At 46.7% G+C, this 12,055-nt stretch carries 12 protein-coding genes; all 12 read right to left on the reverse strand.

Annotated features, from left to right (window positions below; all coding sequences use genetic code 11):
- Positions 1 to 327 precede the first annotated feature (327 nt).
- Entirely contained in the window at positions 328 to 993 is a 666-nt protein-coding gene (locus tag ACX9GU_RS00955) for an ECs1377 family protein (RefSeq protein WP_473193577.1), read from the reverse strand.
- Positions 994 to 1,020: 27 nt separating this feature from the next.
- Positions 1,021 to 1,272, reverse strand: a complete 252-nt coding sequence (locus tag ACX9GU_RS00960) for a hypothetical protein (protein ID WP_473193578.1) — start codon at positions 1,270 to 1,272, stop codon at positions 1,021 to 1,023.
- A 186-nt stretch (positions 1,273 to 1,458) separates the two neighbouring features.
- Complete coding sequence (locus ACX9GU_RS00965; RefSeq protein WP_473193579.1) at positions 1,459 to 2,577, reverse strand: hypothetical protein; 1,119 nt, start codon at positions 2,575 to 2,577, stop codon at positions 1,459 to 1,461.
- A gap of 109 nt (positions 2,578 to 2,686) precedes the next feature.
- On the reverse strand, positions 2,687 to 3,370 hold the full coding sequence (locus ACX9GU_RS00970) for a hypothetical protein (RefSeq protein ID WP_473193580.1): 684 nt from the start codon (positions 3,368 to 3,370) through the stop codon (positions 2,687 to 2,689).
- A gap of 135 nt (positions 3,371 to 3,505) precedes the next feature.
- Positions 3,506 to 3,907 carry a hypothetical protein gene (locus ACX9GU_RS00975; protein ID WP_473193581.1) on the reverse strand — a complete coding sequence of 134 codons (402 nt, stop codon included), beginning with the start codon at positions 3,905 to 3,907 and terminating at the stop codon, positions 3,506 to 3,508.
- Between the two features lie 135 nt (positions 3,908 to 4,042).
- Positions 4,043 to 4,414 carry a hypothetical protein gene (locus ACX9GU_RS00980; RefSeq protein ID WP_473193582.1) on the reverse strand — a complete coding sequence of 124 codons (372 nt, stop codon included), beginning with the start codon at positions 4,412 to 4,414 and terminating at the stop codon, positions 4,043 to 4,045.
- A 196-nt stretch (positions 4,415 to 4,610) separates the two neighbouring features.
- On the reverse strand, positions 4,611 to 4,955 hold the full coding sequence (locus ACX9GU_RS00985; RefSeq protein WP_473193583.1) for a hypothetical protein: 345 nt from the start codon (positions 4,953 to 4,955) through the stop codon (positions 4,611 to 4,613).
- 262 nt (positions 4,956 to 5,217) lie between these two features.
- Complete coding sequence (locus ACX9GU_RS00990; RefSeq protein WP_473193584.1) at positions 5,218 to 5,394, reverse strand: hypothetical protein; 177 nt, start codon at positions 5,392 to 5,394, stop codon at positions 5,218 to 5,220.
- Positions 5,387 to 5,488, reverse strand: coding sequence for a hypothetical protein (locus tag ACX9GU_RS00995; protein ID WP_473193585.1), 102 nt, complete (start codon positions 5,486 to 5,488; stop codon positions 5,387 to 5,389). Before ACX9GU_RS00995 ends, ACX9GU_RS00990 begins: the two co-directional genes overlap by 8 nt.
- A 249-nt stretch (positions 5,489 to 5,737) precedes the next feature.
- On the reverse strand, positions 5,738 to 6,151 hold the full coding sequence (locus ACX9GU_RS01000; protein ID WP_473193586.1) for a hypothetical protein: 414 nt from the start codon (positions 6,149 to 6,151) through the stop codon (positions 5,738 to 5,740).
- A complete protein-coding gene (locus ACX9GU_RS01005; RefSeq protein ID WP_473193587.1) occupies positions 6,151 to 11,184 on the reverse strand; it encodes an RHS repeat-associated core domain-containing protein in 5,034 nt (1,677 codons plus the stop codon). The genes ACX9GU_RS01000 and ACX9GU_RS01005 overlap by 1 nt, the downstream gene beginning before the upstream one ends.
- Before the next feature lie 10 nt (positions 11,185 to 11,194).
- A complete protein-coding gene (locus ACX9GU_RS01010; protein WP_473193588.1) occupies positions 11,195 to 11,980 on the reverse strand; it encodes a DUF4123 domain-containing protein in 786 nt (261 codons plus the stop codon).
- Positions 11,981 to 12,055: the final 75 nt, after the last annotated feature.

Consider the following 12,055-nt stretch of genomic DNA (forward strand, 5'->3'; position numbering starts at 1 on the left):
ACTACTACCAGAATGCGTAGCCGATGATGAAAATGTGTATCCTCATACCGGTGCGCGATGAGTTTCAACATGGTTTTTTAATAGCACTGTAACTTAGACTCTTTTGGGGCAACATGGTAGATGAACGCTATAACCTATCCCAGCAGTTGAGCTCGGAATGTTTACCGAGCAACAGCTCTGCTTAAAAGAAGCTGAAATAACAGGATATCGCCGGTTACTAAAGTGGAAAGCCGACACCAACAACTAGCTTCCAAGCCTCCGCTCCCCACAAGCAAAATCATTTGGGGGCACAATAGGGGGCACCAACAAAAATCCAACACGATAAAACTAAGTAAATTCAATAGCACTAGCTATCAAATGCGACTCCTGTGATCGGCGGTATACCGGTATGGGGCGGAGGGTAGCGCTGAGACTGTCCCATGCCTGAACCTCTGAGGTCGCAATACGCATACCCTTTTTTCTGAGTACCGCCACGTCGGCTGCGATTCGCTGCATACCGAACCAAAACAGACCATCCAGCGCCGTTACCGCGAGTCCGTTCTCAAGTGCCTTTTTAAGCCGCTCGCGCGGCATTTTTATTTCCCTGGCAATTTCCCGGTAAGGCTCTGCGGTTTCGCCTGACGATACTTCCCGGCGAATGCGGGTTGACAGACGGTATTGAAATTCATCCGGTACCTTACTCAAATCAGACTTTACGCTGTAAACACAGCCAAAACGCTTGCCGTTGAATACGGCGCTTTTTTGACTGAGTTGCAGTTCATCGCGTAGCTCGGCAATCAGTTGTGGGGCACGCACCAACAGCAAACGAAAAGGCAGTTCAAAGCTGGTGACATAATCCACATTCAGCAATGCGATGCGCAGACGCTCGGTACTTCCAGCCCGCATCTGACGGCATTCTTTGAGGACTTCAGCCCATTGCTGCGCAATACGCGGCGTTTCATTAACATCCGCGAAGCTATATTTTTCAATCTGGTAATCAATACGTTCGACCATGCTGGTTTCCCTTCGCCTACCCGTCGGTCACTTTATCAACGGTCTACGATAACCGGAAGCCATTTTGTTGTTGGTATTGAGGTGGCGCACAAGCGCCTGACACATTTCCGGGTTCCAGCCGAAACTAACAGGAGGCAAAATCGGCGTGTTCGGATGCCGTATCAGGCCCAGCCGTAAATCATTGCGGTGGATCGCCCCTTCCAGGCCGACCTTTTTCACCAGACGGCAGCAGCGGGTGTCATTTTGCCAGGTCTCCTGTGAACCGTCCTGATGGACCACGGTGACAGCTCCGGGTTGCTCATCTCACAGAACACGCTGGCCAAGGTTCGGCAGGTTGTTCCAGTGGCGCACCGTGCGGGCCTGTTTGCCTTCCTCCTGCCATTCTTAGTAAAACTCGACCCTGCTGGCCAACTGCCGTAGGCTGAACACAATAGTTGTCGCGATATTGGAATAGTCACCATAATATCATTTGCAATATTCAGCATACTCTTTGCCAAGGGATGCTTTTTTTTCGCAGTTAACCTCATCAACCAAGTTAAATTTTGCGGTCTTATCATCTATATTATATTTTTTCCAGTATTTAAGTTTCGTGCCAGATTCGTCAGTAGTCACTAGCATTAACCAAATATTGAAGTTTTCATCTATATAATAATACTGTGTTTTTTCTAACAAAGCGTCACCATCATTATCCTCTATATAGAGTGTGATTTTATCTTCTGGATGACTTTCCTTTTCCGTAACCAATGTAAAATCATAGGAGTAATGACTTCCGTTTGTTTCATGCTTGGTTTTATCTATATATATATTTACGTCACCGTTCTTAATGAGATACAATTTCTCATTGCGGTCTAATTCAGATTGAGGGTAAATCTTACCAATGTTAGTTAATCTATCGTATTTAAACTTTATTTTAGAAATGACGCATTTATTTCTTTCCGTCGTTGCTTGCTCTGGTGTTTGCTCAAATATATCTCCTGTCAAACAAGTCTCGTTTATTTTTTTCAAAAATGACTTATCACTAATCAGTATGTCACCTTTATATTCTTTCATGAAACTATCTTGTTGTGCTACAACAGCACTTTTAATACCCCCCTCTTTATCATCACTTTCTCTGAATATCAACAAGTAACCTTCACTTGTTACTACTATCAAGGAGTTGTTTATCTCATATAGCTCATTAAATGGCGCAGGACAATCGTCTTGGGGGAAAAGAGCTGCAATAGAATATATTTCATTAGGTAGTGAAATATTTTCATTGCGAAGAGATTTCCTATAAAGTTCAACCGTTGATTTTGATAACCATATGTCTAATACGGTTCTCTTGTTTTTTACTGACGTCACGGAGCAAAGGTTACCCACAGAGAGATGTTTATCACTAAGTGAAATTTTAATTGATGAGTATTTTTCATAAAGATTTTTTATAAAGCTTTTATCTCCAGAGGAAAGTAAAGGTTTTTCTGAAACACTATAAAATGACCATGTGGTTTTCACATGATCTAGTTCAACTTTTTCTTTTGAATAAGATAAGTTTATAGTTAAAGCATAAAATATAAAAAAGCATAATGCTATACTTAAATTTTTCATAAAATAATCCGTTTAATAAATTCCCTCAAAACTTGTCTGTTAATACGACTTTTCTCACTATTGGCATACCTAACATTACATAAACAGCATATCCATAACTCATACTCAGTTAATCAGGATCGTAGATAGTGGATATCTTCGTTCCGTTATCTGATTCGTCTAACGTTATGTATGTCAAACCTCCAGGAAACATGATTTCAATGTTTAATTTTTTTGTGCTCTTCCAGTTATATTTTAACTCAACACCGTTAATATTCTTTCTATTTATATCAAGCATCTTTATTATTTTCTTCTCAAGATACTCTCCATTCTCCACGTGGGTTGATCTATATTCGCCATAGGCATCTAACAATGATTTATTTTTAAATAAACAAACTTCACCACTTCGATAGTCGTCAAGATTTTCTTTATTGTTGGTGAGATCTAACGGAGAGCAGTCGATATCACTTTTCTTTCCCTCGCTCCACTCTCCTTTTTCAGTAACAATGACTTTTCCACTTTTTTCGAGAATAAACTCTGCGCTTTGTATATAAATAGAGTAAGTGTAGTCGCCATTCGTAAATGTATAGCCATATAAGTTAAAAGTATTTTTATTATTTAACGTATGACCTATGAGATGAATTTGACTGCCGTCGGACTTTCTAGTGCCAGTGTACGAAATATTATCGCAAGTAACCTCTCCTTCTTGGCAATTATTTTTAATGTCGATAGTAAATGACTTAGTGTTGAACTCCATACCATGTGCCAAGGCACTAGTTAAAGTGAGAATGATAGATATAATAATTTTTTTCATTTCGCTACCATTTTTATATTGACTGATGGTGTATTTTAACTTTATTTTTTGTTAAACCCATTATATTCTTCGCCTTGATATTATTTCAAACTATCCTGGCTTCATCAAGGTTAGTCATATTGAAACGGAAGAAAGTTATTCCTCCGACCAACTTCGATTTACCATAGCCATAATCTCGTCTATTTCTTCTTGTGATTTAACCCTTATCTTTAACCCCATAATACTTATCAAAGTCATAGATTCCTCTTGGAAGAGAAAATGCACCATATAAGAGTTTTCTCTATAAGCGCATATGAGTATGTTCTTATCATTTATTCTCTCAAGATGACCTATCGTTTCAGAAAACCCAAACTTTTCAGCACCTCCCTTAGTTGTATACATGTCATGTGTTTTTAGATTAAAAACATGCCTTTTTCTTTCGTAATGCATCATTATGAAATTAAAATCATTGCAGCCAATAACGCTTTCAACTTTATCTACTATATCTTTATTACTATAGTTGTTCACTTTCTCCATAATTAATTCTGATGTAATCATGGTTTGAATTCCTCCATATTGATTTGTGGGCCTTGCCACGCCGCTCTACCGCCAGGTTACCAAAGCGATCGTATTCAAAGTGCCTGTCACCAAAAAAGTGTCCCAGACCTCAATGTGAAGGTCGGGGGGGATGTATTAAGTCGGATAATCACAACGCCAAGGTGGGACAAACAGTTCTGGGTTTATTCCTTCCTTCTTGAAAATTGAAACTAACTCGTCTTCAGTATTTGCTGTAAAATACTTTAGATTAACTGCATCACCAACATCAACACCATCATTAAATTCAATGATTCTAATTGGAATCTCAAAATCTACAACGCAGTACATGAAGTCTTTTGATTTTTTTATGGAATCATAAGAATGGACACTGTTTTTCATCTCCTCCGTCATTTTTTGCAAAGCATACAAAGCATACAAAGCATACAAAGCATACAAAGCATACAAAGCATACAAAGCATACAAAGCATACAAAGCATACAAAGCATACAAAGCATACAAAGCATACAAAGCGATCCAACGTTTTGTATCATCAGATTTTGGCTGGACTTCTTGTGCAATTCCAGATGGTCATTCAGGTAGTAGTAAATCTCTGACTTGCGGCCTTTGCCCAGCAACTGAGCCAGTGGCACAAAGCTGCTAGAGCTAGGTTACCGGAAAGATCCAGAACGGATTTTTCCGGTGTTAACTCGGTCCAAAATGTTACCTATTTGAATGGTGACTCTATGATGAATTCTTCACCTGTAGTAATTAATTTCTCCCATTGTTTCAAATACCACTCGAAATCGGCAATGCTAGACAATCTTATTTCATCATAAGTATATGCATTTTCTATAGATACACCATCAGGCTTGATGGTGACGCTATGGGCATTCCCCGTCCCTTCCCATTCGGGAATTTCATGATTGGCGACAGCTTTGCATGCTTCCACTGAAACATTGAGATTATAAGTGCTACCTTGTATATCGCTGCTAAAAAAATCAGCAATAACGTGTTTGTCGCTTTCTATTTCCAAATCATTAATGCCGAGCTTATCTTTATAAAATCTCATTTTTATTACTTCAACACTGGGAGCGCAGTATTAATATTTCCATAACCCTCTGTTGTTACTCCGCTTGGCGATGTTCCTCTCCATTGAGCCGAAGTATACATTTATCGCTAATAACTGAATCTACATTTAATTGAACAAAAATATTTTTGATGAATTCATATCGACTCAGTTTTTTAGTATTTTTTCAATTGAAAATTGATACATTTATCAATGATGTAAACTCCTTATTACCTTCATGTAACCATTCCCTAGAACTTGCAATTTAATTATCTGTAATGGTTACTTTATCTGCATAGAGACCAGAGTGATTAAAGTAAAATCCAAAATAAGAACTATCATGCTCTGCACATATGATGTCCCATTTTTTTTCAAGCAGTTCCTTTAACTCTTCTTTGGTTTTATCACTGCCGTATTTTAAATAATATGATTTTTCATACATTATCCACCATGTTTACCAGGTATTGAATAGCCCAATCGGGTCTGGGAAACCTTGCGGTCTCCGGCGAGTAATAACGATACCGGTTATAGTGCAACCCGCTTTCCGCGTCGAAGACTGTTCCTGGAAACGCAGTGGTACAGAGTCAGATTGCCGGAGTTACGCTAAATCGCACTCCAGGCAATCTATCCTTTGCCATTGACCAGTTCTAGGGGGGCCCAGGTGGTCATTCAGGTAGTAGTAAATCTCAGAGGTGCGTAGATCGTATCCAGCACCCCGAGACTTTCCTTGTCTCAACGTAATCATAAAAATCAATCAGATTACGAGTATAATTTTTATAAATAATTCACCAATTGCATTGATCTTCTAAATTTGCTTTTTGTAATTCATCCTTCCAATACTCTTTAGCTATCCTTAATATATCCTCAAAGAAAGCGCGAGGATCTTTAATATCCCAACTCCAAGGAAGACAAGAGTAATCATCCTCGTAGCTATTTATTATTTTAGAGAAATTATATTTTTCGTTATTTATTGCATCGTTCAATATTTTTACAAGCACATATTTGTGACGATAAGATAGATAGTTAAATTTACCAATAAAATAATTGATTATCAGTTTTCTCCTGTCTATAACATTGTTAGGATCATGGCTTTCCAAGTCTTTAACAAATCCTTCATCTTTTTCATAAACATCAAACCCGTATAAAAAATAATACATATCCGGGCTGTAAGGTAAATCGATATCTGGATCCTTTAACATTATTTTTTCTCCGTAGGAAATGCGGTGAAAGGTTTGTCTGGATTGTTCTTGTCAAACTTAACTTCATATCCATCCATTTTTTCGTTAAGGATAGGATTTTGAGGATCTGTACGATTAGGCTTATAACCTCTCCCTCCACCTTCTAAGTTACCTCGAACAATCGGATTTCTATTATGATCAACGCCAGTATGCTGTGGAAGGCCTCTAGCTTTTCGAGTCATCGCATCATTTATTGCATGTAATTGCACTCTCCAGCTACGAAATTGAGAGCTAGGGTTTCCTCTCGGTGGTATTGGTGTTCTACCAGTCGTGGGATTGGTGCCATCAATAGCTCTTTGCTTGAGAGCAGCATCAGGAATTTCTGGTCCATGTTTTTCAATAGTATGCATACCATACCTTGTTTCAAACTCTGTAACTCTACGCTTAGCATTCGCTTCCGCCAGTTCATTGATTCTTGCTTGGCGTTGTTGGCTACTCATTGCTTCCGGGATATCAGGCTCACCCGTCTTCACTCCAGCCGGTATATCTGAGTCCGGAGGGCACCCCCTCTTCACACTAGTCAACCCCAGCGGATCCACCCACCCAGTAGGGTTAGGCACATACTGCGTCTGGTTTAGTCCACCGGCCAGCCCAATAGGGTCAGGGGTGATAAACCTTGCGGTCTCCGGCGAGTAATAGCGATACCGGTTATAGTGCAACCCGCTTTCTGCATCGAAGTACTGCCCCTGAAAACGCAGTGGTTGCGGCACAGATTCAATGAACGCTACCGCCAGATTGCCGTAGGCGCGGTACGCCGCGCTCCAGGCAATCTGTCCTTTGCCATTGACCAGTTCCTGGGGGGTACCCAGGTGGTCATTCAGGTAGTAGTAAATCTCCGACTGGCGTCCTTTGCCCAGTAACTGCGCCAGCGGCACAAAGCTGTCGGGGCTGTACAGGTAGCTTTTATAGGTAGCCAGGTGCGCCGGTTTTGGGTCATCCGCTGTGAAGATATTATCATCGTCGGCGCATTCTGCCACCATCCGCTCACCCTGCCAGAAGAACCGGGTTAGGGCATCAGGCCGTTGGGCTAGCAGGTCCTGCTTTTGAATGCGTCGACCAAAGGCATCATAGGTATAGGCAAAGTGGGTTTTCTGCCCCTGCCGTTGTTCAATAAATTCCACCAGCCGATGCTGGCAGTCATAACGGAACTCCCGCACCCACAGTGGCTTGGTGCTGCGCACTTCACGTGTCAGGTTGCCAAATTCGTCATACTCGAACCGCACATCGCCTTTCTGCTTTAGCAGGTTGCCACGCACTTGTGTTCCACGGGAGGCAGTATCGTTCCCCAATACGTTACCCGCTGCATCGTGCGTAAACTGTTCACTGATACCCCGCCAGCGCAACGCCTGCGGCAAGGCTTCAGGGTAGGCTATCGGGTGGTGCAGCGCTTCGGTCAGGCGATGCTGCTTATCGTAGCGGTATTCCCGGTTGCCCTTGTGCGGGTCGAGGATCTGCGTCAGGTTTCCTGCCGGATCGTACTCGTACCGGCGCTGCATCACCGGCGTCACGTCTGGGGCGTCACCCTCCATTTCTGCCTGGACCACGGCGGTAGCCCGTTGATGGCGCAGGCGTTGCTGCGCGTCATAATCAAACTCGCTTACCACCTCACCGGTGATGCGCCGGGTTTCCCGCTCGCCGCGATACTGGTGTTCACTGAGTATGCGGCCATTCAGGTCAATGCGTGAGACTTGCCCCTGTTGGTAGTGGTAAGCCAGCAGGTTGCCATCGGGCAGACGTTGGCGTGTCAGGTTGCCTGCGCTGTCGTAGCCGTAAAACAGGCTGGCAAAGCCCTGATACTCCTCCGTCAGACGACCAATTTCATCGTAACCGTATGCCAGTGGCCAATGCCCGTCGTCCACCAGCCGTAAGCGGTTAAAGGTGTCGTAGGCGTAGCTGACTTCCTTGCCGTTCGGCAACACTTTGCGAACTAGCCTCCCGGCAGCATCCCGCTCGTAGCGGGTCACCAGCGCGGTCTGTTCACTCTGGCTGGTGCCGTACTCGGTGCGCTGGGTCAGGTGCCCGTTCAGGTCGTAGTCATAGAGGAAGTGGCGTCCGTCAACGGTGTGCTCTTCACTCACCAACCCGTTGGGGTGATAAGCCAACCGATGGTGTTCACCGTTCTGGTTGATGATGTCGCTGACTAAACTCTTCGGACTGTCATAACGGTATTCCACCTGGCTGAGGTCGGGATATATCACCCGGCTTACTAAACGGGAATTTGGATAGTATTCATATTGGGTGGTCAGCCCCTTTTCATCACGCTCGCTGGTCACCTTGCCGTAGGCGTTGTACCGATAGTGGCGCACTGTGCCGTCAGGTGCGTGAATAGTCTCCAGCCGGTTGGCGGCATTCCAGGTATAACGGGTACCGTTGACCCCGGCCTCGTCCAGTGGGCTGTCGCTGTGCCGGATCACCTGCCCCAACAGGTTGTAACGATAATAGTGGGTCAGCCCGTTGCGCTGATGGTGCTCCAGCACCTGGCCAAAGGCATCGCGAACGAAGCGCTCGCGGCTGCCATCCGGGTATTGCACCTCGTTGAGTGCCCCTTGCTCAGACCACAGGTAGTGGCAGGTATTGCCCAACGCATCGGTTTCTTCCGTCAGGTTGCCCTGCGTATCGTAGCGATACCGTTCACGGATCTTGTCCTCCTGATCGAGGCTCCAGGTGGTTTTCTCTACGACCCGGCCCCGCGAATAACGGTATTGGGTCTCTTGTCCGTCAGGAGTGCGCACCCAGGTGCACTGCAGTTCACCGTTATAGCCATATTCGGTGCGGTTGCCCAACGGATCGGTTTCACTCAGCAGCTCACCGCGTTCACCGTATTCATTGAGGTGGGTCGCGCCGTCCGGGTCGACCTTCTTTATCAGGCGGCGAAAGCGGGTGTCATGTTGCCAGGTCTCCCGTGAACCGTCCTGATGGACCAGGGTGACGGCCCCGGGTTGCTCATCCCACAGAAAACGTTGGTCAAGGTTCGGCAGGTTGCTCCAATGGCGCACCGCACGTGCTTGTTTGCCTTCCCCTTGCCATTCCCAGTAAAACTCAGCCCCGCCAGCCAACTGCCGCAGGCTGAATACATAATCATCACGATACTGATAGCGCTCGGCTTCCCCGGCCGCATTGATAGCGGCACTCAATTGCCCCCGTTCATCGTACTCATAGGTCATCAGTGGATGGAGAGCCTCTTCCCGACCCGATTCTGGGGTCAGGCTCAGCTGCGTCAGGCGCCAGCCTTGAGGCAGCTCCTGATAGCTGAACTGCAAGGCGGCACCAGCCGGATGTTCCAGCCGAACAGGTAAGCCATCGTGATAGTGCAGGGTCAACCGCAACTGGCGGTGTGAAAGGCCGGTGATGCGCCCGGTCGTTTGCCCCGTAACCCGATGCACATGCAGCACCCAGCCTTCCATGCTACCGGCCATCAGGCAGTAGCTATCGGGCTCCTCGTCCAGATAGGCGGCGGCCCCGGCTACATAATTAAGCCCACTAGGGGAAACTTCGGTAGGTAACGGCAGAATGGTGGTGAGGGTCTGGTGATCGGTCCAGTGCAGTTCATCACCGATAAACTCCACCTGATGTTGCAGGCTATGGCTCCACCCAAAACCAAACACCGACGTGTGTTCGACAGCGGTGGTGCGGTACTGACGCTGGAAGATAAAGGGCGTCAGGCCAATCAGTTGCCCATCGTCCAAGGTGAGCAGTTCTTCTCCGTTGATCAGCGAGACTGGGCAGCCGCTGCCGGGGGTGCACTGCGAGTTCACCGTGGGCTGGTCAGCCGCATTTGTCGCGGGGTTGTTTTTCACTGTGCCTGAGTTATCAGTTAGTTGCGCATGGTTAGATGCCCCCAGTTGGTTTTTCCGATCCTGCTTCAACCGGGCACTGGTCTGACGCTTGAGGTTCCATTCGCGGGTTTTCTCAAAGAAATACTTGGCCAGTTTCTCGGTTGCTCGCAGGATAGTCATGAGCCCATCCCAGATGAGTTTACCAACATTACCCAGTTTTTTTAGCGCCGCCCCCACTTTATAGACCAGGAACGCGATCCCTAACCCTCCGGTCACCAGGGACAGTACGGCTCCGATAACCAGGCCAATAAGGCTATCGCTGATCAGCGCACCTCCTGCCTCCATCATCGGTTGCAGCAATGTACCCCATGGGTACATATACACTTGCAGCTCAATCGAACGCATAAGCAGGTATAGCGCGGCTTCGTCATTAAACAGCGCCAGCAACTCACGGGTCATCTGCATGCTTCCCGCCAGCAGCTTTTCCAAGTCTTGCTCATCCAATTCGGCAATGAGATCTTTGTACTTGCTGGCTTCCGCATAGATTTTCTGGCCGTACTCTTTTGCATTGGTCGCCACATGGTAGGCCAGCTTGATATCATCCCACGTGGAGAATAAACCAGCGTACATTCCCTTTTTTAGCGCCATCCATAACGCTTCTCCAAGAGGGTTTTCTTGCCATTGTGGTTTGTACGTCAGCCATTGCGTCGATAAGGTGCTGTACATATCCAACATCAAGCCATCATAGGCTTGCAGCATCTGGTCATTGTGCTGTTCAAGCTGGTTGTCCGTGGCAATAACACGGTATTTTTTGCCAGCGGTAAGATCAGGAAAGAGCGCCACACCTTGTTCATCGGTTTGCTTCGTCCCCACCAAGGTATACTTATTCTTACCGGTATTTTCATAGACTTCGATAGTCACATCGGGGATGGGCAGTTCAAACGTGGATTCATAGGCGAGGGCCACTCTGATCTCACCATTTTTCGGGCAGGTAACCACACTGCTCTCGAAACTACGCTCATCTTCAGAGGCCACGGTTTTGTTATTGTTGAGCCGTAGGGTCTTTTCCATCTCCAGCGTCGGCCCACCGATTAGGCCGGAAAGCTTGCTGGCGACGGCCCACTCCTTGACAGCCTGCCGATAATCTTTGGTCAGCAGGGTCTTGTTCTTGAAGCCCAGTAACGCATTGTCAATACTCGCAATATATTCGGTCGTCATAGTCCATTACTCACGGTCGAAAAGAGGAAACGTTGAAGGTGATCACCTCGAACGGATTGGTACGGCGGCTCAGTGCGTCAACCAGCGCCTGGGACAACCGGGCGGTTCGCTTCTTCGGATCTGGCGTCTGTTGCCAGACCTGTGGGTAAAGCCGCAGCGCTATCTGGCGCAGTACCGGTTCTGGCACGGCTTGATAGAGTTCAAACTCATTCTCGCGCAGCCAGATCAGCTGGTTGGCGATCAGCGGCTCCGGATCTTCATCCAGCAGTGCATCCACCATCCCTTGGGGCACCAGCCACCAGGGGCTAATCTGAGCCTGCGCAGAAGGATCTACCGGGCAGGTAAATACCTCGCCGTTCACCCAGTAATCGGAGAACACCGGCAGGATAGTGCGCCACTCATCGCCAAAGTAGCGCAGGTAAGCTGGCAGATAGCGCCCATCCCAATAGCGGAAAAACACCGCTTTGCCGCTGGGCATGATCACCTGCGTCAAACCAGCAAGGTGGGCCGCCAGGGCAGCCTGTGGCAACGGCGAACGCGCCAGCCAGCCCCAGTTGCGTAAAGGGGTTTCTGCCACCCAGCGTAAGAATGGGCTGCCTTCGTTAAGCTGCACCAGCACCGGCATCACTTCAAACCAGTTGGCATAGGGCGTATTGGCGTAAAGCCCGTGCGGCGTGCGGCTACCGTCATCACGGTAATAGGCTTTGATGCCTTGCGCACCATGGGTATTGGCCAGGATGGCATACAGCGGTGTACCCGCCGTGTTTCTTACCCAGTCCTGTACACGATTTGACATGGTCATCTTCTCCTTGATTAAAGAACGGCCTTAAACTGGCTGCGCCAGGTCAGCTAGAGTGCCGAAGAGGACGAT

The sequence above is a fragment of the Serratia sp. K1WW1 genome (assembly GCF_055790865.1).

Bases quoted from the DNA above. Each gene is read 5' to 3' on its own strand.
- ACX9GU_RS00955 (WP_473193577.1), bottom strand. From the start codon at position 993: ATGGTCGAACGTATTGATTACCAGATTGAAAAATATAGCTTCGCGGAT.
- ACX9GU_RS00965 (WP_473193579.1), bottom strand. From the start codon at position 2,577: ATGAAAAATTTAAGTATAGCATTATGCTTTTTTATATTTTATGCTTTA.
- ACX9GU_RS00970 (WP_473193580.1), bottom strand. From the start codon at position 3,370: ATGAAAAAAATTATTATATCTATCATTCTCACTTTAACTAGTGCCTTG.
- ACX9GU_RS00975 (WP_473193581.1), bottom strand. From the start codon at position 3,907: ATGATTACATCAGAATTAATTATGGAGAAAGTGAACAACTATAGTAAT.
- ACX9GU_RS00985 (WP_473193583.1), bottom strand. From the start codon at position 4,955: ATGAGATTTTATAAAGATAAGCTCGGCATTAATGATTTGGAAATAGAA.
- ACX9GU_RS00990 (WP_473193584.1), bottom strand. From the start codon at position 5,394: ATGTATGAAAAATCATATTATTTAAAATACGGCAGTGATAAAACCAAA.
- ACX9GU_RS01000 (WP_473193586.1), bottom strand. From the start codon at position 6,151: ATGTTAAAGGATCCAGATATCGATTTACCTTACAGCCCGGATATGTAT.
- ACX9GU_RS01005 (WP_473193587.1), bottom strand. From the start codon at position 11,184: ATGACGACCGAATATATTGCGAGTATTGACAATGCGTTACTGGGCTTC.
- ACX9GU_RS01010 (WP_473193588.1), bottom strand. From the start codon at position 11,980: ATGTCAAATCGTGTACAGGACTGGGTAAGAAACACGGCGGGTACACCG.